The 24,948-nt window shown below is 40.1% G+C and carries 26 protein-coding genes and 1 pseudogene; 18 read left to right on the top strand and 9 right to left on the bottom strand.

The features are described from left to right. Positions 1–107: 107 nt before the first annotated feature. Positions 108–644, bottom strand: coding sequence for a rubrerythrin (gene rbr, locus C1A07_RS07240; protein WP_101876517.1), 537 nt, complete (start codon positions 642–644; stop codon positions 108–110). Between the two features lie 298 nt (positions 645–942). On the opposite strand from rbr, the gene arcC reads away from it, so the two are divergent. Then, the gene (gene arcC, locus C1A07_RS07235) at positions 943–1,881 is read left to right on the top strand and encodes a carbamate kinase (RefSeq protein ID WP_101876516.1); all 939 of its coding nucleotides are present in this window, start codon (positions 943–945) and stop codon (positions 1,879–1,881) included. An 82-nt stretch (positions 1,882–1,963) separates the two neighbouring features. Here arcC and C1A07_RS07230 read toward each other — a convergent pair whose 3' ends face one another. Next, entirely contained in the window at positions 1,964–3,652 is a 1,689-nt protein-coding gene (locus C1A07_RS07230; RefSeq protein WP_101876515.1) for a PucR family transcriptional regulator, read from the bottom strand. 195 nt (positions 3,653–3,847) lie between these two features. Here C1A07_RS07230 and C1A07_RS16535 point away from each other — a divergent pair, with 195 nt between their 5' ends. From C1A07_RS16535 to C1A07_RS07200, 7 genes are all read left to right on the top strand, one after another. Beyond that, positions 3,848–3,973 (top strand): hypothetical protein, encoded by a 126-nt coding sequence (locus tag C1A07_RS16535; RefSeq protein WP_278321054.1) that lies wholly within the window; start codon positions 3,848–3,850, stop codon positions 3,971–3,973. After that, positions 3,973–5,292, top strand: coding sequence for a sodium/glutamate symporter (locus C1A07_RS07225; RefSeq protein ID WP_101876514.1), 1,320 nt, complete (start codon positions 3,973–3,975; stop codon positions 5,290–5,292). The genes C1A07_RS16535 and C1A07_RS07225 overlap by 1 nt, the downstream gene beginning before the upstream one ends. A 62-nt stretch (positions 5,293–5,354) precedes the next feature. Beyond that, positions 5,355–6,758: a M24 family metallopeptidase gene (locus C1A07_RS07220; protein WP_101876513.1), complete on the top strand. Its 1,404-nt coding sequence runs from the start codon at positions 5,355–5,357 to the stop codon at positions 6,756–6,758. A gap of 37 nt (positions 6,759–6,795) precedes the next feature. After that, complete coding sequence (locus C1A07_RS07215; RefSeq protein ID WP_101876512.1) at positions 6,796–8,010, top strand: ankyrin repeat domain-containing protein; 1,215 nt, start codon at positions 6,796–6,798, stop codon at positions 8,008–8,010. Between the two features lie 22 nt (positions 8,011–8,032). Next, entirely contained in the window at positions 8,033–8,887 is an 855-nt protein-coding gene (locus C1A07_RS07210) for a DUF2877 domain-containing protein (protein ID WP_101876511.1), read from the top strand. Next, the gene (fdrA, locus tag C1A07_RS07205; RefSeq protein ID WP_101876510.1) at positions 8,877–10,424 is read left to right on the top strand and encodes an acyl-CoA synthetase FdrA; all 1,548 of its coding nucleotides are present in this window, start codon (positions 8,877–8,879) and stop codon (positions 10,422–10,424) included. The genes C1A07_RS07210 and fdrA overlap by 11 nt, the downstream gene beginning before the upstream one ends. Further along, entirely contained in the window at positions 10,425–11,867 is a 1,443-nt protein-coding gene (locus C1A07_RS07200) for a YlbE family protein (protein WP_101876509.1), read from the top strand. A 93-nt stretch (positions 11,868–11,960) separates the two neighbouring features. Here C1A07_RS07200 and C1A07_RS16750 read toward each other — a convergent pair. Further along, positions 11,961–12,071, bottom strand: a pseudogene (locus C1A07_RS16750) (NADH peroxidase); the annotation flags it as partial. Positions 12,072–12,198: 127 nt separating this feature from the next. Between C1A07_RS16750 and C1A07_RS07190 the strand changes: the two are divergent. Continuing rightward, entirely contained in the window at positions 12,199–13,419 is a 1,221-nt protein-coding gene (locus tag C1A07_RS07190; protein ID WP_101876508.1) for a tyrosine-type recombinase/integrase, read from the top strand. Positions 13,420–13,462: 43 nt separating this feature from the next. Next, positions 13,463–13,693: a hypothetical protein gene (locus C1A07_RS07185; RefSeq protein WP_101876507.1), complete on the top strand. Its 231-nt coding sequence runs from the start codon at positions 13,463–13,465 to the stop codon at positions 13,691–13,693. Positions 13,694–13,733: 40 nt separating this feature from the next. On the opposite strand, the gene C1A07_RS07180 is transcribed toward C1A07_RS07185, so the two are convergent. After that, positions 13,734–13,958 (bottom strand): helix-turn-helix domain-containing protein, encoded by a 225-nt coding sequence (locus C1A07_RS07180; protein ID WP_101876506.1) that lies wholly within the window; start codon positions 13,956–13,958, stop codon positions 13,734–13,736. Positions 13,959–14,075: 117 nt separating this feature from the next. Between C1A07_RS07180 and C1A07_RS07175 the strand changes: the two genes are divergently transcribed. Then, positions 14,076–14,312, top strand: a complete 237-nt coding sequence (locus C1A07_RS07175; RefSeq protein WP_101876505.1) for a hypothetical protein — start codon at positions 14,076–14,078, stop codon at positions 14,310–14,312. Positions 14,313–14,331: 19 nt separating this feature from the next. Here C1A07_RS07175 and C1A07_RS07170 read toward each other — a convergent pair whose 3' ends face one another. Then, a complete protein-coding gene (locus tag C1A07_RS07170; RefSeq protein WP_101876504.1) occupies positions 14,332–15,042 on the bottom strand; it encodes a recombinase family protein in 711 nt (236 codons plus the stop codon). A gap of 238 nt (positions 15,043–15,280) precedes the next feature. On the opposite strand from C1A07_RS07170, the gene C1A07_RS07165 reads away from it, so the two are divergent. Together C1A07_RS07165 and C1A07_RS07160 are read left to right on the top strand one after the other, a co-directional pair. Next, a complete protein-coding gene (locus C1A07_RS07165; RefSeq protein ID WP_101876503.1) occupies positions 15,281–15,682 on the top strand; it encodes a hypothetical protein in 402 nt (133 codons plus the stop codon). 29 nt (positions 15,683–15,711) lie between these two features. Further along, positions 15,712–16,131: a hypothetical protein gene (locus C1A07_RS07160; RefSeq protein ID WP_101876502.1), complete on the top strand. Its 420-nt coding sequence runs from the start codon at positions 15,712–15,714 to the stop codon at positions 16,129–16,131. 171 nt (positions 16,132–16,302) lie between these two features. Here the strand turns inward: C1A07_RS07160 and C1A07_RS07155 are convergent, their stop codons facing one another. From C1A07_RS07155 to C1A07_RS07140, 4 genes are all read right to left on the bottom strand, one after another. Next, positions 16,303–17,307: a helix-turn-helix transcriptional regulator gene (locus C1A07_RS07155; protein ID WP_101876501.1), complete on the bottom strand. Its 1,005-nt coding sequence runs from the start codon at positions 17,305–17,307 to the stop codon at positions 16,303–16,305. Between the two features lie 12 nt (positions 17,308–17,319). Next, positions 17,320–17,844, bottom strand: coding sequence for a hypothetical protein (locus C1A07_RS07150; protein WP_101876500.1), 525 nt, complete (start codon positions 17,842–17,844; stop codon positions 17,320–17,322). 481 nt (positions 17,845–18,325) lie between these two features. Then, the gene (locus C1A07_RS07145; RefSeq protein WP_101876499.1) at positions 18,326–18,868 is read right to left on the bottom strand and encodes an NADH peroxidase; all 543 of its coding nucleotides are present in this window, start codon (positions 18,866–18,868) and stop codon (positions 18,326–18,328) included. Between the two features lie 112 nt (positions 18,869–18,980). Continuing rightward, entirely contained in the window at positions 18,981–19,385 is a 405-nt protein-coding gene (locus C1A07_RS07140) for a Fur family transcriptional regulator (RefSeq protein ID WP_101876498.1), read from the bottom strand. 259 nt (positions 19,386–19,644) lie between these two features. Between C1A07_RS07140 and C1A07_RS07135 the strand changes: the two genes are divergently transcribed. From C1A07_RS07135 to C1A07_RS07115, 5 genes are all read left to right on the top strand, one after another. After that, positions 19,645–20,400 (top strand): S1 RNA-binding domain-containing protein, encoded by a 756-nt coding sequence (locus tag C1A07_RS07135; RefSeq protein ID WP_101876497.1) that lies wholly within the window; start codon positions 19,645–19,647, stop codon positions 20,398–20,400. A gap of 33 nt (positions 20,401–20,433) precedes the next feature. After that, positions 20,434–21,090 (top strand): GTP pyrophosphokinase, encoded by a 657-nt coding sequence (locus tag C1A07_RS07130; RefSeq protein ID WP_101876496.1) that lies wholly within the window; start codon positions 20,434–20,436, stop codon positions 21,088–21,090. Between the two features lie 89 nt (positions 21,091–21,179). Further along, entirely contained in the window at positions 21,180–22,979 is a 1,800-nt protein-coding gene (locus C1A07_RS07125; RefSeq protein WP_145996042.1) for a glycerophosphodiester phosphodiesterase family protein, read from the top strand. A 14-nt stretch (positions 22,980–22,993) separates the two neighbouring features. Beyond that, the gene (dtd, locus tag C1A07_RS07120; RefSeq protein ID WP_101876494.1) at positions 22,994–23,440 is read left to right on the top strand and encodes a D-aminoacyl-tRNA deacylase; all 447 of its coding nucleotides are present in this window, start codon (positions 22,994–22,996) and stop codon (positions 23,438–23,440) included. Positions 23,441–23,481: 41 nt separating this feature from the next. Then, positions 23,482–24,879, top strand: a complete 1,398-nt coding sequence (locus tag C1A07_RS07115; protein ID WP_101876493.1) for an aminopeptidase — start codon at positions 23,482–23,484, stop codon at positions 24,877–24,879. Positions 24,880–24,948: the final 69 nt, after the last annotated feature.

The raw sequence follows: 24,948 nt of genomic DNA, 5'->3' as shown, positions 1-24,948 counted from the left end.
GACTGCCTTTAAATCATCAGTCAGCCCTCTGGTATCTGTGTATGCATGATAAGCAGATAAGCAGCGGGCTGACTTTTTGTGGATTTAGAGACAGCCTTTTTTAGAAATTAATAGTTTTCACATTTTCTTTCAAAATAAGCTTTTGGATGGTTGCAGCATGGACATACCTCAGGAGCCTCGTCGCCTTCATGGATATATCCGCAGTTGCGGCATTTCCAGCCTAAAGGAGCGTCGCCCTTAAATGTGCCGTCTTTTTTCAGGTTCTCTAAAAGCTTCTGAGAACGTCTTTCATGTGCAGCTTCTACTTTGGCAACTAATTCAAACTTAATTGCCAGCTCCTCAAAGCCTTCCTCGCGGGCTTCTCTGGCCATACGGGCATACATATCAGTCCACTCGTAATTCTCTCCTGCAGCGGCATCCACCAGATTCTCCTCTGAAGAGCCAATGCCGTGGAATTCCTTGAACCACATTTTAGCATGTTCCTTTTCCTGATCAGCAGTTTCCAGGTATAAAGCAGCTAACTGCTCGTATCCGGCCTTTTTAGCGGCAGAGGCATAATAGGTATACTTATTTCTAGCCTGAGACTCGCCGGAAAATGCGTCCATCAGATTCTTTTCAGTTTTTGTTCCTGCGTACTTTGACATAGTAAATTCCTCCTTTGAATGATATAGAAAAAGAAAACCGGCTCAATCTAAAACAGATGAACCAGTTTTTTAAAATTAATAAGCTGTCTGTAAACAAACAGTTTTTAGTTCATGTGATAAATATAACATTTATCAACGAAAAGTAGTTTTTAATTAAAACAGATCATATGGGTTCAGATGTTCTGTACAGTGCAATCCATGTTTTTTTGTATGATTTAACCATCCAGAACCATTTTTAAATATGATACCATCAATGTACGCTGATAGTAAGGACGGCAAAAGGGAGGGATGGTGTTATATGAAAACTGCAGTAGTTGCAATAGGCGGAAATGCTATTATACAAGAAGGGCAGAAGGGCACGTTAAAAGAGCAGATGGAGAATATAAGTAAATGCTGCGCTCCTATTATAGATTTAATAGAAGCCGGATACCATGTGGTTTTAACTCATGGAAACGGCCCTCAAATTGGAAATACACTTATTAAGCAGGAAACGGCAAAGGATATGATACCGCCTTATCCAATGGACGCCTGTGGGGCTGAGACTCAGGGACTTTTAGGATATCTGATTAAGCAGGCCTTAGAAAATGTTATGGCAAAAAGAAATACAAATAAAAACATTATATCAATAATAACCCGTGTACTTGTAGATGAAAATGATTCCGGGTTTAAAAATCCTACAAAGCCAGTGGGCCCATTTTTCACCTTAGCAGAAAAGGAGCGCCTGGAAAATGAAAAAGGGTATATGATGAAGGAGGACAGCGGCAGAGGATACAGGAGAGTTGTGGCCTCGCCAAAGCCTTTAAATATTTTGGAAAAGGATGGAATTAAGGCTTTGTTGGATAAAGATTTTCTGGTTATTGCCGCGGGAGGGGGAGGAATTCCGGTAGTAAAACAGGAAAGCGGATATGCAGGCGTGGAGGCAGTGATTGATAAGGATTATGCTTCCTCACTTTTAGCCAGAGAAATAGGGGCTGATCTTTTGATTATGCTGACTGGAGTAGACCAGGTAGCTGTACATTTCGGGAAGCCTGCCCAAAGATTTCTTTCCCGTATTGGTCTTAAAGAAATAAAAGGTTATGTGAAAGAAGGGCAGTTTCCTCCCGGCAGTATGGGGCCTAAAATAGAGGCTGCCGTCAGCTTTGTGGAAACATGCAGAAAAACTGCCTTAATTACTTCTATTGGAGGATTAAAAGGAGCAATCACAGGGGAAAACGGAACCAGGATTATTCCTGATTAAAGGCATTTATCCCCTTCTGCAGGCAGATTTGCCTATAAATAGATTTGTAAAAAGGATCTGCAGAAGGGGGAGACCACAAGGATCACAGCTCCAGCAGCCTGTAAATTTTTAAAGCCAGCTGGTACTTTAAAAGCTCGTTTGCATCCTTTAGATTTGAATTTAATATACTTGAAATCTTATCCATTCTGTACAAAACAGTATTTCTGTGTGTGTACAAATACCGGGAGGTTTTTGCAATATTAAGGTTATTTTCTATCCAGGCCTCTAAGGTGGCGATCAGGTCTGTGCCGAAATCCTTGTCATATTGATATAATTGGCCTAATGTATTTTCAAAAAATTTCCTCATCTCAATATTGCTTACATTTTCCTCCAGAAAATTATGTACTACAAAATCGTCAAAATGACAGATTCTTTTTTGGGCAGGACCGTTTTTAGCAAGGCGCAGCGCTTCCAAAGCCTGATTAAAGTAATAGTGCAGGTCCATTAAGCTTTTAGCGGTGCCGCCGATGCCGGCGCGGATAGATATGCCTTCAATGCCGCTTTCCGCCTCCTCCACCAATTCGCTGCACAGGATTTTCATAGACTGAATTCCGCCGTCAAAAACATTTTTCCTGAATCCGATTAAAATACGGATTTGACCGTGAATACTTAGACTGAGAATGGTATAAGATTTGTTGTTTCCAAAATTATCGAGAAAGTTTAAAAGCTCCTGAACCTTCCCGTCCTCATATGTTTTCTTCTCAATCAAATCATAATCTTCATGGCTGTGGAAATTTAAAGATAACACAATAGGAGCGTAAGACAAATTAATATTAATTCTGTGAATATCGCAAAGATATTTCAGGTTTTCTGCATCCGTAATATTTCCCATAAGAAGATCATCTAAAAAATCCTGTCTGATTCTGTTTTTCATCCTCTGGATTTCATTATTTCTGATGCGCTCTAAAGCAAAAGACATGGTGCTGTGCTCCAAAGCAATGTAGTCAATATCAGACAAGTCTCTCACTGTTTTCCAAACCAGAATATAGCCGTAGTGAATATTTTGTATATAAACAGAAGTAATTACAGTGTCAATCATATGCCCGCCTATATCCAGCTCTCTGGCCAAAGGTTTCTGGAGAAGTTCAAACTCAGGGGGAAGTGAAGCAATATACTCTGTATTAAGAATAAATTTATCTAAGTGGCCTCCGATATACTCCTTTAACGGATAAGGATTTTCCTCTATATCAGACCAGTTGATAATATTGAAATATTTATCCATAAGTATTACAGGGTTTGATATCATTTCAGACAACACCTTGGAAATTTTCGAGACGCCTCTGCCCTGGAGAGAGATTTTGAAAAATGTCTCGTGTATGTCCAGGGATTTTTTATTTAAAACATCATAATTGCCTGATATTTCCTCCTGAATAATATTAGATATTCTTGAAAAAGGCATTCCGTATGGAAGCTCAATAACCGGAAGATTCAGTTCCTCTGATAACATAATAATATTTTGGGGAATACTTCCCAGATATCTTTTGGGCTTAATGCATAAAGCGGGACAATTAATGCTTCTCAGCTGCCTGACAACCTGATTTTGTATATCAATGCTGTCCTTAAAAAAATAGCCTGAAGTTAAAAGCAGTTCTCCTGGGGAAAACCAGTCAAGGGCGTCAGGATTATCCATAATATTTACGCTGGATATTACGTTGTCTAAGCCCTGAAAGCCGGAAACGATTTTCAGCTCCTGAAAAGCCGGCAATTCAAGAAATTTTCTAACTGTTAACATACTGCCTCCTTATTTTATAAAACTGTGGGAACCAGAAGTTCCCTTTGATTATACCATAAGAATCTCTGCGCTTATTTGTATTATTTAACCAATAAGAACCGGGTCTTTTGGTATTAATCGTACAATGTTAAACCTACTGTAAAATTTTATAATGGAAAAAAATAAATAGGAGGAACAAGAAATAAAGAAAAGATTATGGATATTCATAATCAAAAATCAGCAGGACAGGCTGAAAGGAGGGAAGGGAATCTGTCTTTGCAGGCAATAGCTATACGCATTCACCGGGGAAAGAATGCTGAGATAATAAGGAGGGGAAAATAATGTTAGATATGTATAATGCAATGATTTTATTTGGTTTACTTTTAATTGCAGGTGTTGTAATCCGAGAATTGGTGCCGCCGTTACAAAAGGTGCTTCTGCCGGCCAGCTTAATCGGAGGATTTTTAGGACTGATTTTAGGGCAGCAGGTGTTAGGCATCATTGAAATTCCAGTGGCTTTCACAGATATTACAAGTATTGGTATGCGTATTATTATGGCTTGCGTGCCTATAGGCGTTACAGTATCCGCAAAAAGAATATACCAGCATCTAGACTTTACTTTTGCAAATATGACAGCTTTTGGATTCCAGATGATATTCGGACTTTTGCTGGGAGCCTTATTTATTAAATTCTGGCCTGATCTTCCAGAGGGCTGGGGATTAATGGGGGTTGCGGCTTATCATGGTTCCCACGGAACAGTTCCTGTAGTTTCTGAAGTTATTGATCCTGAAGGCATGTTAGGCGCTCAAAGTATTGGAATGGTTATGGCTACCATTGGTATTTTGTTTGCAATGATTCCAGGTATGATAATAGCAAACTACGGCGTCCGCAAAGGATGGGCTACTTTTACACATGATATTGCAAATCAGCCAAAATATTTTTTCCGCGGCACTCTTCCTGAGGAGAAAAGAGAAGCATTAGGAAAAACTACAGTAAACCCTACAAATGTTACTGGAATTGCTTTGCAGCTGGGAATTATTGCCGTGGCTATAAAACTGGGCGAATTAATCTTTGCCGGTCTGGCTCAGGTGATTCCGTTTTTCGGCAATATAGGCGCTATGCTGTGGGGATTAGTGGGCGGTTTGATTTTGTGGCCTGTTATGCGCAAGCTGAAATTAGATAAATTTGTAGATAAAGATACAGTAAACCAGATCAGCAACTTTACATTGGAAATGATTATTCTGGCTGCCTGCGCCACAATTCAGCTGGATGTTGTCAGCAAGTTATTTGCGCCTTTGTTTTTACATGCATTAATCAGCATGACGGTCACTGGCTTGTTTATATTTATATGGATGAAGAAAATTGGCCATCCTCAGTGGTTTGAGAAAAGCCTTATGCTTTTTGGAATGTGTACAGGCTCTAATCCTCAGGGGCTTTCTCTGGTTCGGGCGGTGGACCCAGAAAATAAATCCTGTATTTATGAGGCCTTAGGAGTTTATAACGCTGTATTTTTCTGGAACTTTATTCTGATTCCATTTGCCGCCTCTGTGGTGCTTTATAACAGAATCCCTATTTATATTTTAGGAGTGGGACTAATGTCCACTGTGATTATAGGAATGGTGCTGTTTTCCAGGGAGAAAAAAGCAGGAAACTCAGTTTAGGCACAGAACCAAAACTGAGTGATAAAAACCGAAAAATTTATAAAATAAAGGAGCTGAAAATAATGATGTTAGATAAACGTTTTGAAAAGCTTTTAGACGGCTTTGAGCCGGATTTTGAATTTATACCGCCAAAGGCAATACCGGAAGAGGAATTCCAGGACAGAATTGCCCATATCAGACAGAAGGCCATTCACGGAGAACATGATGTTACTTTAGTAAATGCCAACGGAGTGTTAAATTACCATACGTCAAATAAATATTTAAGATATTTGTGCGATTGGAACAGGGAAGGTATATTAATCATTCCTTCAGACAGCAGAAAAGGGCTTGTGCTGTTTTCCTTTTATACTCAGGCAGTGATTCTGCCGCCGTCCTGGGGAGAGGCTGTGGGAGTTGAGAAATTATATCAGGTTGGAGCATTAGGACGGGAGTATTCTGGACGCCCGGCGCTGTCAGAGGAAAAGCTGATAGAAGGCGTGGCGAAAGAATTGGCAAGTATGGGATTTCAGTCAGCCAGCATCGGATTAATGGGCGACGGCTCCTCAGGAAAACATTGGGCTGCTTTAAAGGAATTGCTTCCAAAAGCAAAATTTGCTGATGAAACTCATGTAATCAGACATATGCAGCGCCTGAGGACAGAAAGTGAGATTGACCAGATCCGCGCCTCTGCTCAGCTGATGGATATTGGTTTTCAGGCCGCATGTCACGCATGTAAACCAGGAGTTACAGATTATGAGCTGTATGCTGCTTTTACATTTGCCCAGCTGGCCAGGGGAGGAGAAAATGCCGACGGCTACCAGATTGGCATAAATCAGTGGGGAACTCATATTGGAAAGGCCTACGGCCACACCATTGTTCCGGGAGATCTGATTAATTTCTATGTTTCCGGAATTTCTTACAGGGGATATACAGCTCAGATGGCCAGAATGATTGCAGTGGGAGATATTACTCCAAAACAGGAGGAAGTGCTGAATATTTGTACAGAGTCATTGTACAGAGCGGAGAAAATGATCCGCCCGGGGGTCCGCATCTGTGATATTAATGAGGCAGGTTTTTCTGTATTTATTGAAAAGGGATATTTAAAAGATAACATAACGGCTACAATGCCGTATAACTGGGCGCCTAATGACGATTTGTCTGCTTTGGAAATTCCTTTGCAGTATGTGCCGGATGTAGACTTAGAGCGTACTGGCCGTAAACTTATGCATGTTTATCCCCCGGTAACAGGTCCTCACAATCCAAATCTGGGACATGGAACGGGAATGCACGGAAATCCACACGATCTGGAGGTTACATCTCACAACACAGATACATGTAAGAAAGGTATGGTTTTTGTGCTGCATCCACAGTGGACGGAAACTATGGTCGCAGGCGCCAATATTGGAAATTGTTATGTTGTAACAGAAAACGGATATGAAAACCTTTCCTGCCATACGCCGGCTGAGACGATTCGGATTAAAGGATAAAGACAAATCTGCAATATAATGAAAGGAAAAGACGAGTATGAGCTTAGAACTTTTAAAGGCTGTGGGAGATGGCCATATAAAACAGGCAGAAGCATTGCTTCATATGGGAATACCTGTAGACGAGCAGGACGAAAATGGCAGAACGGCGCTGATGATTGCAGTTATGAATAATGATTTGCACATGGCAGAATTACTGTTAGATAAAGGGGCGGACCTGAATATTAGAGACTATACAATGCTCAGCCCATGGCTGTGCGCAGGAGCCAATGGATTTCACAAAATTCTGCAGGCAGCTTTAAAGTATCAGCCGGAAATTACTTCCATCAACCGGTTTGGGGGAACAGTGCTGCTGCCCAGCAGTGAAAAGGGGTACTTAAAAACTGTAGAAATTGCTTTGAAAGCCGGAGTGCCGGTAAATCATGTAAATAATCTGGGCTGGAGCGCTCTTCAGGAGGCTGTCATACTGGGCAACGGAGGCTTTTTATACTGTGACATTATTAGAAAGCTTCTGGAGAATGGGGCAGATCCCGGTTTAAAGGATAACGAAGGGAAGACGGCAAAGGATTGGGCAGAATCCAGAGGAGAGGCTCAGGTTACAGCTCTGCTTGCAGGAGAAGAAAAGGTCAACTATAAAGAAATCAGAGAACTTATTGAACATGAAAAGTATGAGGAGGCTATTTTAAAGCTGGGCGGCGGGGATACGCCTGAACAGTGCTATCTTCTGGGATACTGTTATACCCTTTTGGAGAGATATGAGGAGGCCCTTTCTATTTACCAAAAATATGGGGAGGAATATCCGGAATTTCTGTTTTACCGCGCAAATGTTTTCAGAACTATGAAACGGGTAAAAGAGGCATTGGAAGAATATGATAAAGCAATCCAGACAAATCCAGACTATTTCTTCTACAGGTATCATAAATCCAATTATCTGAGAGAGCTGGGAATGCATGAGGCTGCTGTAGAAGAGATGGACAGATTGCTTTCTAAGGAGCCTGCCAGGTACGATTATTTATTCCATAAAGCCAACAGTTTAAGAACCTTAGGACGTCATAGAGAGGCTGTGGAGGCAATGGATCAAGCCATTGAGGCAGACCCTAAAAATCCACTTTATGTGCTTCATAAGGCCCAGTCCCTTGTATTGTTAAAGGAATATAAGATGGCATTAGAACTACTTGAAAAGGCGGCGAAAGAAAATGCCTCCCCCATGTACTTAAATGAGCTGGAGGCTGTAAGAAAGATGATGAATAAGTAAAATTCTGCATAGGAGAATTGAAATGTGGAGAGGAATTTCATTACATAACCAAATTGGGGAAATGTTAAGCCAGGGGCCAAAATACGGAAAGGTGCATTCCGTATTTCGCAGGACAGTTAACTTAACAGATGAAGATGAAAATATGATTTCTCTGGTGACAAGAAAAATGGATTATGCTCCCATTTCAATTCTGGTAGATATTGATGAATTTCAGGACTGTAAGATTTGTGCAGGGGAAGCTGTTTATTTCCATGAAAAAAGAATAATAATCGGACCTAGAATATTAGATATTTCTCATGCAGAGCATTATGTTTTAAAAAGAGGAGTTTATAAAAGCAGCGGCGATTTGCTGGAGAAAAATCTGAAATACCTTGAAAGCTTTATATATGCCAATGGACCTGAAGCAATATACAGTTTTGAGACGGCGGCGTTTCAGATGGTGGTTCAAAGAACAAGGCTGGTTCAGAAGGCTTTTCTGGAGGATGACAGAGAGCAGATCATTCAGGCGGGAAAGGGGCTGCTGGGACTGGGGCAGGGGCTTACGCCCTCCGGGGATGATGTGCTGATGGGAATATTCCTGGTGCTGGGCCTGGATAATTCCCCTGCAAAACACCTGCACAGCATTTTAGAGGAAATTATTAAAGATTCCAGGGAAGAGACAACAGATATCAGCTATGAAGGGCTTTACAGAGCGTCTAAAGGCTTTTACAGAAGTATTCTGTCAGAAGCTGCAGAGGCCCTTGCCCGTTCAAAAAACATAGGAGAGATTCTGAGAAAGGTAATGGCTATTGGACATTCATCAGGCCGGGACCTGCTTTATGGGATCTTAACTGGATATAAAATATTAGTGGAAAAGGAGAAGGATTATGCCAATTAGGACAATCATAAAAAAGAATACATATTTTGATTCCGTTTCCCTGATGACGCTTTCCACAAGGGCAAACAGCATTGAGGGAGTGAAACAGGTGAACGTGGCTATGGGAACAGCCATGAACAAGGATGTTTTAAAAAACGTTGGGCTGTACACAGAGGAGGCAGAAGCAGCAGGCAAAGGCGATTTGATGATCGTGGTGGAAAGCCGGGAGGGATATGACCTGGATGAGCTGGTGAAAAAAGTGGAAGAAGCCATGATGAGAAAGAGTGAGAATAAGGAAACTGCTGATATTGTATACTCCAGCGTGGAGGCGGCTGTACAGGAAAATGAGAACGCCAATTTAGCTGTTATATCAGTGCCTGGGGCCTACGCTGCGCGGGTGGCCAGGAAAGCCTTAAATCAGGGGCTGCATGTTATGATGTTCAGCGATAATGTATCCTTAGAGGAGGAAATAAGCCTGAAAAAAGAGGCCCATGAGAAAGGACTGTTTGTGATGGGGCCGGACTGCGGCACAGCTATTATTAACGGTCAGGGCCTTTGCTTTGCCAACAAGATCAGAAAAGGCAAAATAGGCATTGTGGCTGCTTCAGGAACAGGAGCTCAGGAGGTCAGCGTCAGGATTCACGACTTTGGCGGAGGAGTTTCACAATTAATCGGAACAGGAGGCAGGGATCTCTCTGAAGAGGTAGGAGGGATTATGATGTTAGACGGAATGGGGGCTCTGGCTGAAGATGAAGGAACAGAAATAATTGTTCTGGTATCAAAACCGCCTGCAAAAGCAGTGGCAGAAAAGATATATAAAGAGGTAAAAAAGATTTCTAAGCCTGTGGTGATCTGTTTTATTGGCGGCAATAAGGAAGAAATAGAAGCTTCCGGGGCGTATTATGGGAAAACTACAAAGCAGGCCGCGTTACAGGCAGTGATTTTATCAGGCGTGCCGGAGGAAACAATTAACAAACACGCTTTGAATCTTCCGTTAATTGAAGAGGTTAAGGCAAAATTAAATCCTCAGCAGAAATACATAAGAGGCTTATTCTGCGGCGGTACTATCTGTGAGGAGGTTACTTCCCTTGTCAGAGAAAAATACTCTAATGTATATAGCAATTTGTCAAAAGATCCTGTATATAAGCTGAGCCATACAGATGAGAGCAGGGCTCACACATTTATAGATTTTGGGGACGATCAGTTTACTCAGGGCAAACCTCATCCAATGATAGAGCCAAGCTTGAGGCTGGAAAGAATTGTAAAAGAGGCCAGAGATCCGGAGGTGGGAGTGATTGCCCTTGATATTATTTTAGGATATGGTTCCCATGAAGATCCTGTGGAGGTGACTCTGCCGGCTATCCGGGAAGCAAAGGCCATAGCAGAAAAGGAGGGCAGACATATAGAAATCCTGGGATTTGTTCTGGGAACAGAATTGGATCCTCAGAACTTTGACCTGCAGGTGAAAAAGCTGATGGATGCAGGGGTAACTATTTCCAGCAGCAGTGAGAATACAGGCCTGCTTTCCAGAGGCTTTGTAGAAAAGGAGGAGGCTTAAATGAAAAATAAATTTTTCAGTCAGGATTTGGAAGTTGTAAATATAGGATTGGAAATGTTCCAAAATGATTTGACAAAACAAGGCGTGAAAGTGAATCAGGTTAAATTTGTTCCTCCGGCAGGCGGAGATGAGGCGGTTTTAGAAGCTTTGGACTATTTGGAGACAGAACATATTAAAAACAAAATAGATGAGGCCAATAAACAGGTTGTTGAAAGAATTATACAGTCAAGGCCAGTGCTCATAGGCTTTGACAAGGCCATTAACGTTATTCCTGGCATGAAGAAAAACATGATTATTCACGCAGGGCCGCCTATCAATTGGGAAAATATGTGCGGGGCCATGAAGGGAGCTGTAACAGGGGCTCTTGTATTTGAAGGTCTGGCAGAAAATATAGAGGAGGCAGAGAAGCTGGCCGCCTCTGGAGAAATTGAGTTTTCCCCATGCCATGAACATGATACGGTAGGCTCCATGGCAGGAGTAACATCTGCCTCTATGTATGTTCACATATTAGAAAACAAAACATACGGCAACATTTCTTATACAAATTTAAGTGAACAAATGTCTAAAATACTGCGAATGGGAGCCAACGACCAAAGTGTAATAGACAGGCTGATTTGGATGAGGGACGTTTTAGGACCTATGCTGAAAGAGGCAATGGAAATTGCAGGGGAAATTGATTTAAGATTGCTGCTGTCCCAGGCATTACATATGGGGGACGAGTGTCATAACAGAAATGTGGCAGGCACTACTATTTTCATTCAGGCCCTTGCTCCATATCTTTTACAAACTCATTTTTCTGAGAAGGACAAGGTGGACGTATTTAACTTTGTGGCTTCCTCTGATTATTTTTCAGGGCCGGCGTGGCTGGCATTGGCAAAGAACGCCATGGATGCAGCTCACGGCATAGAATACAGCACGATTCTTACAACAATGGCCAGAAACGGAGTAGAATTTGGCATCCGAGTAAGCGGAATGAAGGGAAAAACATGGTTTACAGGCCCCTCCCAAAAGGTAGTCGGCCCCTTATTTGCAGGATTTAAGCCTGAGGATGCAGGGTTAGACATTGGAGATTCAGCAATATCAGAAACATATGGCTTCGGCGGATTTGCAATGGCCGCAGCTTTAGCCATCGTGCCCCTTGTAGGCGGAACTGTGGAGGAGGCAATTAACACCTCAAAGAAAATGTACGAAATAACATCAGCGGAAAATCCAAATGTAACAATGCCTATTTTAGATTTTAAGGGAATACCTGTGGGAATTGATTTAAGAAAGGTACTGGAGTCCGGTATGCTGCCTGTAATTAATACGGCAATCGCCCACAAGGATGCAGGAGTTGGCATGATAGGAGCCGGAATCACAAACCCGCCTATGGAATGCTTTAAAAAGGCTGCTCTCGCATTAGCCGCTCATATTAGAGAATTAGAAGCTGGCCAGGGCAAATAAAAAAACTGCAGACTAATAGAGAAAATAAGACAAAAAAGAGAGGGAACAAAAAGCTGTTCCCTCTCAAAAATTCTGAATGTATAACCGTTCTAATTAGCCAAAGTATCTCTTCAGCAGACCCTCAAATGCCTTGCCATGTCTAGCCTCATCTCTTGCCATCTCATGTACGGTGTCATGGATTGCGTCTAAGTTAGCAGCCTTAGAAATTCTTTATTTACAAGGAATAACAAGAAAACAAAGGTACACTTTTCAGTACAACTTTATAAGAACTATCAAAGAACTTCCTGCAAGGAAAGTACAACAAAAGTACACTTAGCAGGAGGTTTTATTTATGTCGGAAACAGGATTTGCAGGAGTTTATCAGTTGGAAAATGGTTATTGGGGTTATCGTTACGCTATTGTTATCAATGGCAAGAGGAAAGAAGCAAAGAAACTAAAAAATGAATCGGGGAATCCTTTTAAAACCGCAAAACAGGCGGCAAAGGCAAGAGAAATAGCAATCGCACAAGAGAAGTCAAAAGCCCTGCTGCCGCCGCAAAAAACGATTATGAGAAAGACCGTAACAGAAGTATATCAAGAATACTGTGAAAAAGGCAGGAGCGGAAAAGCCTATACAACTATCAAAAAGCAGGATTCCTTGTGGAACAATCATCTGTGCGCCAGATTTGGGAAAAGATACATTGATGAAATAACAGCGGCAGAAATACAAGATTATTTGGAAGAACTGTATTATACGGACAACAGAGCCTATTCCTATACAGAATCCTTTTTGAAAATGTTTTATCTGATTTTCGGACAGGCATATTCCAGAAATTATATTGATGTGGATTCCTACAACAGATTGTGCGTAAACAAAGATACAAAAATCTACATGCCTAAATTAAAGATTGATGATGATTTAGACATTGTTTCTTTTGACGATAAAGAGATTGAGCGGCTAGACAGCTATTTCAAAGGCACAAATGCAGAAACAGCTTATATGTTGGGAAAGTATTGCGGATTGCGTATCAATGAGTGCTACGGTTTAAAATGGTCTAACGTGGATATAAAGAACGGTATCATTACAATAGACAGACAAATGCAGTACCAAAACGGATTGATAAAATTAGTATCTCTGAAAACCAGAAATGCCAAAAGAACCATTTATATGTGCAGCAAATTAAAGGAATACTTCAAAATGTTAAAGCGGCAGCAGGAGCAGGACAAAAAAGAATTAGCTTTACAGCGGCAGCAGAATCAGACATTTATTCAGGATTTGAATGGGGAAATGATTTCTTCTCTTGAATTGGTTAATTCTCTGCCGAATGGGAAAATACAGACCGTAAATTCCATGAAATATCATTCGAGGACGTTACAGGGAGAACATAATATACTGTTTAAATATCATTATTTGCGGCATACATACGGAACAAATTTAGCAGCACTTAATACGCCGGAATATTTGTTATGTAATCAAATGGGGCATAGTAACAGTCAGGTAACACATAAATATTATATTGCTGTTTCGGAAAGGGGAATTGATGAATTACTGAAAAACCTCGAAAAGATGTAATTGTATACAGTCAAAACAAGTCCATGAAAGAGAGGAAAACAAAATGGAAGAACTGTATTCAATTATGAGAGATTTATTAGAAGTGGAGTACAATCAAGAATCGCTATTGCGTCTTTTAAGGGCAGCAGAAGCCGCATACAGCGACAAAAAGCAGGAAGAAGCTAAATGCCTTGCCAACTGTACAAAATACTATTTAAGAGCCTTACAAAAGGAATTACAGACAGCAATTAGCCGCTTAGATTCTTACATAGCAGAGGAAGTAAAGAAGCGTTAAAACAATAGGCAGCAGCATTAAAACAAAGAAATGCGGCTGCCTATGCTTTTGGATATTCTGTTTTTACGTTGCTTGCGCCTGTGATATAGTCCATAGACACATTGTAAAATCGGGCAAGAATCAAAAGGTTATCAACAGGGATTCTTGTTTTGCCACTTTCATAGTCTGCATAGGTTCTTTGCCCTATGTGCAGCAGGTCAGCAATTTTCTGTTGGGTTAGGGAATTATCTTCTCTGATTTCCCTTATTCTTTCATTGTATTTCATGTAGTTTACACCTCGAAAATAGTATAAGTGATTGCTACATGATTCTTGACAAATAGAGTTATAAACTCTAAAATATTGAGAGAAAGTGCGACTAATAAGAGAAAAGAGGTTTATAAGATGATTTATGCGCTTATTGCTATTGTGCTAGGGGCAGCCGCCACAATAATAGGATATATGCTGTACAAGCCTGTTAATTATGGATTGTACAGCCTTAGAATAGGAAGTGAGCCAGATTCTTTTCTTAAAGCAGCGGTTGAGAATACAGCGTTTAAAGCGGCAGCGATTTTTCATGGTTTGGTATGGGGGATTTTGCTAATAGAAATTTGTTGTTTTGTGAAAGACAAAAGAAAATAAAGCAGAGGGCAGCAGGATTCTAATTTCCTGCTGCCGCTTTTAATTCTGCCTTATATTTGTAATAGGAATTTCTGGAAATTCCTGCAATCTTGATAACCTCGGAATCTGTGTTTGTACCGTTAAAATCCTTGCTGTTCTTTAAAATGATTTCTTTAGCGGCAGTCTCCTTTTTAGTGGTGTATTTGTTGCCCTTGATTCTGCCTATCTGCTTTCCGTTGAGTTTAGCGGTTTTAATTCCCTCGGAAGTCCTCTGATGTAGGTCTAAAACCTCTTTTTCTGCCTGTTCAAAGGCAATTCTGATTTGTTCCTTTGCAAGCTGCATTAAGTATTCTTTTACCGCCTTTAATAGAATATCAGCGTTTGTGCCTGTCATCTGAATATCTACGTTGATAGCGTTCTTGTAGGTATCTGTATTGATATGTGGCTCTTTTAAGAACACAAGGCTGATTCCCAGATTAAATAATTCTTCATACAGTTGAAAGCCCTCGTCTGCATTTCTTGACATTCTGGAAACAGAATCAAAGATAATTGTTATCTCTTTTCCTGCTGCCGCTTCTTGCTTTACTAATTTATAGAGTTTGTTCCATTCCTTTCTGCCTGTTGTCTTTGTTCCTGTGAAAACTTCTTTAATAATGTGTGCAGCAGGGTAAACCTCTAAAATGTTCCGCTCCTGTCTGCTTATATTCTGCTTAGGGGTTGAGATTCTACAATATCCATATTCTTCTTTCATGCTCTTTTAATCTCCTTTTGTACCAGTTTAAACGAACCTCTTTTTTGATACTATTATCTTATCATGAAAAAGCGGTTTTGTCAACAATTTTGGTACAAATTTCAATAGGTTTATTTTGGTACAAATTAGAAACATTACAAATAGGAAGAAATTCAATCAAAGTCAAAATTTTTGTACAGCTAATATTGTAGAATAAACACATAGAAAACAGAACGAAAACAAAAGGAGAATAACAACTATGAACAACACAAAAGGATATGCAATCAACTTTGTAACAAGAGAAATTATCATCACAAAAAGATTCAGCAAGGCAGCAGGCGTTATTGATTCTGACGCATACAAGACTATGCTTGCATTGAGAAAAGATTTTCCAGATTTTAAGATTACGATAAAGCCCATTGAGAAAAAGGAAAACAAAGTTACATACAAAGGTTTAAGCATTGAGGAAATGAAACGCTTTATTACAGCCAACAGAGACAAGGAAGAACAGGAATTGTTTGAAAAAATTCTGAAATTGCAGGAGGGAAAAAAGGGAAAGTATGCGACAGTGAAGAAGTGGTTTCTTGATAAGTACAAGAATATTTACACGACAGAATTAGAAGAACTTTCCAAAGAAACAGCTACAAAAGAAGCAGCTTAAAAATATAACGTTTAAAGGAGACTCTAACCATGCAGGGAATGAAGATTGATTTTATTACAAACAGCATTATTGTAACAAGAAGTTTTATTGAAGCGGCAGCAGACATCAATTCAGAGGAATACACAAGTCTGCAATTAGCGAAAATGGATAATCCTACTATGAGGGTTGTCCTTAGAAGCACAAGAGCAGGAGGGCGTGAGAGCGGCTATAAAGGTCTTACATACAAGTACATGAGAAAGTTTATCTCTGTTATGGACAGTGCGAACCTCGTTAGTTTTGAGAAAACTATTTTACACTATGAAAACTATGGTTATGAAAACGGTACAGTTTACAAATATGTGAGGGAATGGTTTCTTACCTATTATCCAAACCATAGAGAAATGATAGCGGCAGCCGCACCTAAAGCAGCGGCAGAAACAGTCAATTTGACAGAGCCAGAAGCTGCATGAACTAGGACGAATCGGCAGAGGGGCGGGGCTATATTCTGGGAATCCAGAAATGCGAATCTCCGTTTCCCTTGTCGTTAGGTCTATTCCCTCTCCAAAAGTATTTTTGAATTTCAGAAAGGGAATAGCGGTACAGATATTATTTTGAAATTACGGAAAAAACGAAAAAGTCGGTTAATTTCGATAATTTTTCAATACAGAATCGGTCATAGCGATAAACTCATTTATTACGGAATCTGGGGAAAGAATTTTTACGCTTGTGCTAAGAGCGAATAACCATGCGTAAAATTGAGGGCTTACATTGACAGAGATTCTTACAATCGTTTTATCGGCATTGTCAAAATCTGGTCTTAAATGTGCGGCATAGCCGAACCTGTCAATGAAAACGCCTACAAGGGAGTTGGAACATTCTATACTAACCGTTTCCTCTCTGCCGCCATACATACCAAAAGTTTTTAAGGTATAATCAACAGGATTAAACGATTTGAAAATTTTCTTTCCCTCTCTTGCTTCGTGCAGCAGGTTAATATTTTTCATCTTATCAATACGATAGTGCTTCAAAAGCTCCGCTGCATTGTCATAGGCAATCAGATAATAGTTATCTGCATTTAAAGATACTGCATAGGGGCTGACGCTGTACAGTTTGCCGCCTTTCTGATATTCCAGTTTACGCTGTGGATTCCAGCGCATATATTGAAATGTGATTTTGCTGTTGTCCGCTATTGCGGCATAGATAGAATCAAGGTTTTCTAATACAGTGTTGTTTATGCTTTTTACTCGATTCCCTAATAAAACGCTGCGATTTAAAGCGACGTTGTCATAATCGCTTGCTAAAGATTTTACTTTGTCAATCAATTCTTTTGACTTCTTCTCCGTTAAAAACTTAGAAGCGGCAATAGAATCAATCAAAAATTTCAATTCTGTTATATCAAATATTCTTTGTGGGTGATGATATTTGCAATCCCCTTTTTCTCTGACAGAAACAATGTCAAAACCTGTATAGTTTAACAATTTAAAATATGTATATACGGTTCTGCGGTCTATAAAAATATCTTTCTTTTCCAGAAATGCAAGTATCTGTGGCATTTTCAAAAAATGCGTCTCGTCTGTTTTCTGTAAAAATAATTCCTGCAAATATATGAGGGATAATCTTTTGCTGTCTGAAATACCCTTTTCCATGCTGTGCACTCCTTAAAATATAAATGCGTTTATTTCCCTGCTATTGGTGGTTGTATCTGTATTATTTCTGTTATCTATATTATCTGTGTATTTATTATCTATTTCTATATTCTGTTGGGGAAGATTTTGTTTCTGCGGTAAATCGTCTTGTCTCTGCTGTGGATTTTGCTGTTTCTTGGAGAGATTTTGTTGTTCCTGTGGGAGACCGCTTTTCAAATTGTTATGCTCTTGTGGCACTTCATAAAATTCTAATATATTTCCCTGTTTCTCTATTATATATCCATTGTCTTTTAAAATCTTCACTTTTTTATAATATGTGCTTCGTGGCATACCGATAGCGTTTTCAATCGCCTGTGGGGATAATTCTAATCTGTAATTATCCATATTAGAAGCAAGATATAGATATAAGGCAAGAGCAGGATAGTCTTGTTTTGTCTGTTTCAACATATTATGCCAGTTTTCATTTTTTATCTGCAAAAAATTTTTTTGGGGATATTCCTTGTGGATTATAATAATATTCTGATTTGGTACGGACATTCGTTTTCCTTTCCTCTTGTTATGCTTTATGCGGCAGCAGGCATTTAAAGCTATTTGCCGCCTGTGGATTGTCGCCTTTTGTATTTCTTTTTCTTATATATATTTTATCAAATTTTTGTAATAAAATAAAAAAAGTCCGTCTGAACAGGGGTAGAGGAAAAAGACTAGGCAGAGGGCGCAAGGGGCGGCGGCTGCCGCATAACATAATAAAAGTTGTTCCGATTCTGCAATTACTTTTTAAAAATTGTTGATAGTTGTATAAAGTTGTTAAGGAATTGCTGACAGGTTGATGAAAAGAAACGCTTGTAAACAGGGGATAAAAACGGTAGAATAGGGGTGTAAAAAAGTACACTTTGCAGAAAGTACACTTTATAGGGAAAATAAAGATTGTAGAAAAAGAAAAGTACACTTTTCTTCCACTTGAAAAAAGAGGACAGGCTATAAAGCCTATCCTCTCATACTTCAAAAATCCTTGTATTTCTTAACCAAAATATCTCTTGAGCAGACCCTCAAATGCCTTGCCATGTCTAGCCTCATCTCTTGCCATCTCATGTACGGTGTCATGGATTGCGTCTAAGTTAGCAGCTTTTGCTCTCTTAGCCAGGTCGAACTTACCGGCAGTAGCACCGTTCTCAGCGTCAACTCTCATCTCTAAGTTCTTCTTTGTGCTGTCTGTTACAACTTCGCCTAACAGTTCAGCAAATTTAGCTGCATGTTCAGCCTCTTCGTAAGCTGCTTTCTCCCAGTATAATCCAATCTCTGGATATCCTTCTCTGTGAGCAACTCTAGCCATAGCTAAATACATACCAACCTCAGAACATTCTCCCTCAAAGTTAGCTCTTAAATCCATTAAAATATCTTCGCTTACGCCCTGAGCAACGCCTACTACGTGCTCTGCAGCCCAAGTTTTCTCACCAGACTGCTCTTTGAATTTATCTGCTGGCGCTTTACATACTGGACATACGTCAGGAGCTGTCTCTCCCTCGTGAACATAACCACATACTGTACAAACCCATTTCTTCATAGCTTATCTCTCCTTTACATATAATAAATTATATTTATAGTTTCATCACTTAATAATAGTAATGATTACTAATATTAATTTAACACAACTAAATCATTATGTCAATAGTTATTTATGAAATTTCTTTTTGTGTTTTTTTCAGACATTCTTCACATGTTCCATAAAAATAAGTAGTGTGGTTTTCAATATGTCCTTTCGTGTGTTGGGATGCCATATCATTTAGGGTGGAAGATATTTCCATAGGAAGATCTGAAACAGCGCCGCAGGAACGACAAACAAAATGGTAGTGAGGGGAAATGTCGCCGTCAAAATGCTCGGCGCTGTCGCCGCAGCTTAATTTTCTGATTTCTCCCATTTCTACAAGCAGATTTAAATTGCGGTAAACAGTTCCCAGACTGATATTTGGAAATTCTTCATGGATACTCATGTATAAGGCGTCTGCTGTGGGATGGTCATGGCGAGACATCAGACAGGATTTAATAGATTCCCTCTGACGGCTGTATTTTAATCTCTTCATAGCGGCTCCTTTACAAAATAAATGGTAATAGTAATAGTTACTATATTTAGTATAGTGAAATGTTTGTAAAATGTCAAGATATTAAAATAGTAATATTTTTCCACTTTATGCCATATAATAGTTTTTGTGTAAATGTTTCCTGAAAAACATGGCGGTATGTGTAAACATTAAGTAAATTTTACATAAAAGGTATAGAAATATTATGGAGAATATGATAAATTAAAGTATTAAAGAATGCTTTAAGAAGGAGAACGTATTTATGGAAGAAATTAAAAATGTGCAGACAGAGACAGAAGAAGTACAGGGAGCGGCAGAAAGCATGGAAGATTATGCAGCAGAATTAGAGGCTTCTTATAAGGCGTTAGAGCAGAACAAACCGTCTTATGAAGAGGACGAGAATCCAGATGCAGAAAAATGGCAGTCTGTAAAACAGATGATGGATGAAAAAACTGTTGTGAAGGTAAAGGTGAAAGAAGCAGTAAAGGGCGGAGTTGTAACATATTTGGAGGAGCTGAGAGCATTTATTCCTGCTTCCCAGATTTCTACAGAATATGTAGAGAAGCTGGAGGACATGGTAGGAAAGTCTTTAGAGACAGTTGTAATTACTGCTGATCCTGAGGCGAAAAAGCTGGTTCTTTCCGGCAGAGAAGTTCAGAAAATGAAAAGAGAAGAAGAAAGAAATGCTAAGATGGCTGCCTGCCATGTAGGCGATATTGTAGATGGAACTGTTGACAGCTTAAAGCCTTACGGCGCTTTTGTAAACCTGGAGAATGGACTGTCCGGTCTGATTCATATTTCCCAGATCAGCAATCAGAGAATTAAACATCCGGGAGTTGTGCTTCAGGAGGGACAGAAGGTTACTGCTAAGATTATTTCACTGACAGACGGCAAGGTAAGTTTAAGCATGAGAGCGCTGGAGCCGGAGGAGAAGGAAGAGCCGGTTCACGTTGAATACAAAGAAAAAGGGGAGGCGACTACAGGTCTTGGCGCTCTTCTCAAGGGACTTAAATTTTAAATTACAAGGAATCAGCCAGAAGGAGGGGAAGGTATGGCAAGTATCCCCAAGAATAACCAAATAGACCAATGGCGTTCCATAATGTTTTTATACGATTCCGCATTAAAGGCAATCAATACAAAAATTGAAATTATCAATAATGAATTCGTCCAGATTAACAAGTATAATCCTATAGAACACGTAAAATCCCGGTTGAAGACGCCAGAAAGCATTGTTAAAAAGTTAAAGCGGTCTGGATATGACGTGACGATTGACAGTATGATTGAGAAGCTGAGCGATATTGCAGGAATCAGAATTATCTGTTCATTTCGTTCAGATATTTATCAGATTGTAGACATGATTGAACGCCAAAAGGATATTACAGTATTATATATTAAGGATTATATTAAAAATCCAAAGCCCAACGGATACAGAAGCTATCATATGGTGGTGACTATTCCCATTTATCTTACTTCAGGCCCGGTAGAGACAAAGGTGGAGATACAGATCCGCACAGTGGCAATGGATTTTTGGGCCAGTCTGGAGCATAAGATTTATTATAAGTTTGAAGGCGACGCGCCTGATAATCTGCAGCAGGAGCTGAAGGACTGTGCAGATATGGTGGATATGCTGGATGCTAAAATGTTTTCTTTAAATGAAAGAATTTTAAGTTATAGTAAAAATAATATTGCAGAACAGCAGGAAGATTAGGAAGGGGGCTGTTGCAAAAACAGGACTATGAGTTTTGCAGCAGTCTTTTTCGTACCATAAAGAATGCTTCCTATACTTTGAGGATAAATATGAATAAATGTCTGAAAGAGACTTTTCAGGTAATTCGGCTGGAGGGAGGAAATATAGTTCTTTTTGAACTAATATACAGAATGATTTCCCTGCCGATTTATCTGCAGCTTTTGGACAGGGCCGTTCACTTCTCCCTGGACAGGGCTGGATATAGTTATATTACAAATGAAAATATAGTGGATTATTTGGCAAAACCCTGGACATTTATATGTCTGGCAGGTCTTATGGCAGCGGCCTTTATATTATTAATGATAGAAGCGGCAGGACTGTCAGGCGCATTTCAGGCGGCGGCCTATCACCGGAAGCTAAGCGCTTTATTAATCTTTGAGGCAGGTTTGGTACAGCTGAAGGAAGAGGTGGAAAAAAGAAACTGGAAGCTGTTTTTAATGGTTTTTATCCAGTACTTTCTATTTAATATGTTTTTTCTGTACCGCTTATTCAGCCATATGAGGCCTGTCAGCTTTATTATGAAGGAGCTGTTTGGGTCTGTGCCGGGGCGGTATGGAATGCTTCTTTTTATTGCAGGCTGCGTGGTGCTGTGCTGGGCCGGTATTTTTACTGTCCAGGGCTGTATGATTGAACAAAAAAGCTTTGACGCCAGCTATGAAAAAAGCAGGCAGCTGGTAAAAGGCCGTTTGAAACTTACAGCGCTTCCGGCGGCAGTGTATATAGGCATTATTGGAACAGTTAGCTTACTGTATGTGCTGGTTATGACAGGAGCTGCCTTTTTAGTAATGGCGCTGCAGACAGAGGGAGTAACCGGCGCTTTATTTATAGAGGCCAGAAACAAGGTAGAACCTTTATTTTTAATTGCAGGCAGTATTTGTATGTCCATAGGAATATACGGGGTCACTACTGTGATGTATTATCAGCTGAACAGCAGCCTGGACCAAAGAAAGCACTGGGATTTTTCTTTCGGGCTACAGGAAAGCTTTAAAAAGAGAAAGCTGGTTTTGGCTCTTTTTATGGCAGGGGGAATCAGCGTATTTCTCACATATGACGCAGTTAGAAACGGCATAGGAATCGGGGCGGACGTGCTGGAGGAAATTTCTGTCACCGCCCACAGAGGAAGCTCTGAAAGGGCGCCTGAAAATACTATGGCGGCAGTGGAAGCAGCTGTGGAGGACATGGCGGATTTTGTGGAAATTGATGTGCAGATGACTGCAGATGGATATATTGTTCTCAGCCATGACAAAAACCTAAAAAGGACGGCGGGGGAAGCTTTAAGAATTCAAAACCTGGCCTGGGAGCAAGTAAAACAGCTGGATGTAGGCCGGTGGTTTTCCCCTGAATATGAGGGAGAGAAAATTCCTGATCTGCCTCAGGTAATGGACTATGCAAAGGGAAAAATTAACCTTAATATAGAAATAAAAAATGAGGGTGCAAAAAGCAGCCTTCCGGAAAAGGTGGCGGAGCTGATACAGGAATTTGATATGTATGAGCAGTGTATTGTTACATCCACCAGTTTAACATATTTAGAGAGAATAAAAGAGGCAGACCCTAATATTATCACAGGGTATATTATTTCCGCCGCATTTGGGAATTACTATTCTAACGAGGCCTTAGATTTAATCAGCATCCGCTCCAGCTTTGTAAATCACAAGCTGGTAAGCCAGGTGCATGAGGCGGGAAAAGGAATTCATGTGTGGACGGTAAATACCAGAAATGAAATAGACAGGATGAAGCTTTTAGGCGTTGACAATGTAATTACAGACAAACCTCAGCTGGCTAAGGAGATTATATATGCAGGAGATAGCTTGGATTCTGTGGCGGATTGTCTGAAAGTACTGTTAAGATAAATCAGGAGGAAATTATGAGAATTGTGCTTCAGAGAGTGGAAAGAGCCTGCGTAAAAGTAGAAGGAAGAGCTATAGGTGAAATTGGAAAAGGCTTTCTTTTGCTGGTAGGCGTGGCTGACAGCGATACAAAAGAAATTGCAGATAAAATGGTAAATAAGATTTGCAAGCTGAGAATTTTTGAAGATGAAAATGGAAAAACTAATTTATCCCTTGCAGACGTAGGAGGAGAAATTTTAGTAGTCAGCCAGTTTACTCTTTATGCAGACTGCAAAAAGGGAAACAGGCCCAGCTTTATAAGAGCCGGAGCGCCTGATTTGGCAAATGAGCTGTATCAATATGTGGCAAAGCAGTGCAGAAACTTTGCGGATAAGGTGGAAACGGGAGAATTTGGGGCTGATATGAAGGTAGAGCTTCTAAACGACGGCCCGTTTACTCTGATGCTGGATAGTGATACAATGTAACAAGACAATAAAAATATAAAACAACAATGGAGGGCGATAAAATGGAACAGACCAGCGGAAAAGATCGTATGAAGGAATTAACATGGAGTTTTCCTAATATTGGGAAAAAGTATCCGGAGCATAGAGAAGAGGCGGAAAACTTCTGCAGGGAGTACAAAACATTCTTAGATAATGGAAAAACAGAGAGAGAATGCGCAGAGATTTCTGTAAGAATGCTTCAGGAGGCAGGATATGTGCCTTATGAGGCAGGCAAGAAGTATGCGCCTGGGGATAAAGTATATTATGTAAATCGTGGAAAGGCTTTAATTGCAGCTACATTTGGGCAGAAGAAAACAGGGGACGGACTGAGAATTAACGTGGCGCATATAGATTCTCCCCGTCTTGACTTAAAGCCCTTTCCTCTTTATGAGAAAAATGAAATTGCTTATTTTAAAACTCATTATTACGGCGGAATCAGAAAGTACCAGTGGGGCACCATTCCCCTTGCTTTTCACGGAGTAATTTATATGGAAAACGGGGATAAGGCGGTGATTTCCATAGGAGAGAAAGAAGATGATCCAGTATTCTGCGTTACAGATCTGCTTCCCCACCTTTCAGCAGAGCAGAATGAGAGAAAGCTTAGGGATGGATTGAAAGGAGAAGAATTAAATATTGTAATCGGCTCCTATCCTTATTTAGATGATGATGTAAAAGATGCAGTTAAGCTGAAGGTGCTGGATATTCTGAATCAAATGTACGGGATTACAGAAAAAGATTTCCTCAGAGCTGAAATTGAAATGGTGCCTGCATTTAAAGCTAAGGATGTTGGTTTTGACAGAAGCATGATCGGCGCCTATGGTCAGGACGACAGAGTGTGCGCTTATACAGCCCTGCAGGCGGAAATTCAGGTGAAGAATCCTGTTTACACCACAGTAACAGTTTTAACAGATAAAGAGGAAATTGGTTCAGACGGCAATACAGGCTTGAACTCTGATTATTTAGGCCATTTTATTGAGTATTTAGCCCAGACGGAAGGGTGTGATGTAAAACAGGTGGTGGCGAATTCTATCTGTCTCTCCTCTGATGTAAACGCTGCCTTTGACCCTACCTTTTCAGGAGTATATGAGGGAAATAATTCCTGTTATTTAAATAAGGGCTGCGTGCTGACCAAATACACAGGGGCCAGGGGAAAGTCTGCCTCTAATGATGCCAGCGCAGAGCTGATGGCAAAAATCATTGGTATTATGGATAAAAATGGGGTATGCTGGCAAATCGGAGAGCTGGGAGCCGTAGATGCAGGCGGCGGCGGAACAGTAGCCAAATATATTGCCGGATTAAATATTGAAGTAGTAGACTTGGGAGTGCCTATTTTATCTATGCATTCTCCTTTTGAACTGGCCTCTAAGCTGGATATATACCATACATTTTTGGCATTTCAGGCATTTTATGAAGCAGAATAATGAAAAAAGGTTTTTAGAGAATTTATTTGTAAAGACTTTTTTTTGTTATATTTATATGGTATAACTACT

It is taken from the genome of Lachnoclostridium edouardi (assembly GCF_900240245.1).
In the GTDB taxonomy this organism is placed as follows: domain Bacteria; phylum Bacillota; class Clostridia; order Lachnospirales; family Lachnospiraceae; genus Lachnoclostridium_A; species Lachnoclostridium_A edouardi.
The sequence above is the reverse complement of the archived record's forward strand: the minus strand, read 5'-3'. Positions and strand labels throughout refer to the sequence as shown.

Coding starts and splice junctions, on each gene's coding strand:
- C1A07_RS07210 (WP_101876511.1), top strand. CDS start 8,033: ATGTGGAGAGGAATTTCATTACATAACCAAATTGGGGAAATGTTAAGC.
- C1A07_RS07160 (WP_101876502.1), top strand. CDS start 15,712: ATGCAGGGAATGAAGATTGATTTTATTACAAACAGCATTATTGTAACA.
- C1A07_RS07155 (WP_101876501.1), bottom strand. CDS start 17,307: ATGGAAAAGGGTATTTCAGACAGCAAAAGATTATCCCTCATATATTTG.
- rbr (WP_101876517.1), bottom strand. CDS start 644: ATGTCAAAGTACGCAGGAACAAAAACTGAAAAGAATCTGATGGACGCA.
- C1A07_RS07115 (WP_101876493.1), top strand. CDS start 23,482: ATGGAACAGACCAGCGGAAAAGATCGTATGAAGGAATTAACATGGAGT.
- dtd (WP_101876494.1), top strand. CDS start 22,994: ATGAGAATTGTGCTTCAGAGAGTGGAAAGAGCCTGCGTAAAAGTAGAA.
- C1A07_RS07190 (WP_101876508.1), top strand. CDS start 12,199: ATGTCGGAAACAGGATTTGCAGGAGTTTATCAGTTGGAAAATGGTTAT.
- C1A07_RS07140 (WP_101876498.1), bottom strand. CDS start 19,385: ATGAAGAGATTAAAATACAGCCGTCAGAGGGAATCTATTAAATCCTGT.
- C1A07_RS07150 (WP_101876500.1), bottom strand. CDS start 17,844: ATGTCCGTACCAAATCAGAATATTATTATAATCCACAAGGAATATCCC.
- C1A07_RS07135 (WP_101876497.1), top strand. CDS start 19,645: ATGGAAGAAATTAAAAATGTGCAGACAGAGACAGAAGAAGTACAGGGA.
- arcC (WP_101876516.1), top strand. CDS start 943: ATGAAAACTGCAGTAGTTGCAATAGGCGGAAATGCTATTATACAAGAA.
- C1A07_RS07170 (WP_101876504.1), bottom strand. CDS start 15,042: ATGAAAGAAGAATATGGATATTGTAGAATCTCAACCCCTAAGCAGAAT.
- C1A07_RS07185 (WP_101876507.1), top strand. CDS start 13,463: ATGGAAGAACTGTATTCAATTATGAGAGATTTATTAGAAGTGGAGTAC.
- C1A07_RS07220 (WP_101876513.1), top strand. CDS start 5,355: ATGATGTTAGATAAACGTTTTGAAAAGCTTTTAGACGGCTTTGAGCCG.
- C1A07_RS07125 (WP_145996042.1), top strand. CDS start 21,180: ATGAATAAATGTCTGAAAGAGACTTTTCAGGTAATTCGGCTGGAGGGA.
- C1A07_RS07215 (WP_101876512.1), top strand. CDS start 6,796: ATGAGCTTAGAACTTTTAAAGGCTGTGGGAGATGGCCATATAAAACAG.
- C1A07_RS07165 (WP_101876503.1), top strand. CDS start 15,281: ATGAACAACACAAAAGGATATGCAATCAACTTTGTAACAAGAGAAATT.
- C1A07_RS07230 (WP_101876515.1), bottom strand. CDS start 3,652: ATGTTAACAGTTAGAAAATTTCTTGAATTGCCGGCTTTTCAGGAGCTG.
- C1A07_RS07145 (WP_101876499.1), bottom strand. CDS start 18,868: ATGAAGAAATGGGTTTGTACAGTATGTGGTTATGTTCACGAGGGAGAG.
- C1A07_RS16535 (WP_278321054.1), top strand. CDS start 3,848: ATGGATATTCATAATCAAAAATCAGCAGGACAGGCTGAAAGGAGGGAA.
- fdrA (WP_101876510.1), top strand. CDS start 8,877: ATGCCAATTAGGACAATCATAAAAAAGAATACATATTTTGATTCCGTT.
- C1A07_RS07130 (WP_101876496.1), top strand. CDS start 20,434: ATGGCAAGTATCCCCAAGAATAACCAAATAGACCAATGGCGTTCCATA.
- C1A07_RS07175 (WP_101876505.1), top strand. CDS start 14,076: ATGATTTATGCGCTTATTGCTATTGTGCTAGGGGCAGCCGCCACAATA.
- C1A07_RS07225 (WP_101876514.1), top strand. CDS start 3,973: ATGTTAGATATGTATAATGCAATGATTTTATTTGGTTTACTTTTAATT.
- C1A07_RS07200 (WP_101876509.1), top strand. CDS start 10,425: ATGAAAAATAAATTTTTCAGTCAGGATTTGGAAGTTGTAAATATAGGA.
- C1A07_RS07180 (WP_101876506.1), bottom strand. CDS start 13,958: ATGAAATACAATGAAAGAATAAGGGAAATCAGAGAAGATAATTCCCTA.